We start from the raw sequence: 522 nt of genomic DNA on the forward strand, positions 1-522 counted from the left end.
CCCGGGCATGCCTGAGCTCGCGGACGAACCTCTGCACGGTGGAGTACGAGCCGGCGTAGCCGCGCTCGGCGACGAGCCTGTCGTAGATCCGCCTGGCGGTGTGGCGCTGCTTCCTCGGGGCCCCGAGGTCGGCCTCGAGAACGCCGATGACCCATTCCTCGTTGCCCTCGAGTGCGGGCCTGCCTCTCCTCTGGGGCATCGGCGCGGCGGGCGACATGTCCTCCATGTCGGCGTACTTCGCCACGGTGTTCCGGCTCACGTGGAGCACTCGGGCGATTTCGGACCTCGAGCGCCCGGCGGCATCCATCGACCGTATATCATTCACTGTGTCCAGGGGCACGGTCATCTCCTCCATCCTTCCCGGGCGGGCTCGCCAAAGTAACCGCCCGGGGAAACCATACGGCGAGGGCCGCGCCCCCGGTCCCCGGGGCGCGGCCCTCTTGCTTAAACTGCTCAATTTTTCGTGCTCACGGTGCTTATTTCCCGGTGATCACTCGGACCACTTCTTAGTGAACATCAACA

Annotated in this window: 1 pseudogene; it reads right to left on the minus strand. The window is 65.9% G+C overall.

What is annotated here, in order from left to right:
* A pseudogene (locus tag RX395_RS09915) lies at positions 1 to 346 on the minus strand (IS21 family transposase); the annotation flags it as partial.
* Positions 347 to 522 lie beyond the last annotated feature (176 nt).

The organism is Collinsella aerofaciens, assembly GCF_032584215.1.
Lineage (GTDB): Bacteria > Actinomycetota > Coriobacteriia > Coriobacteriales > Coriobacteriaceae > Collinsella.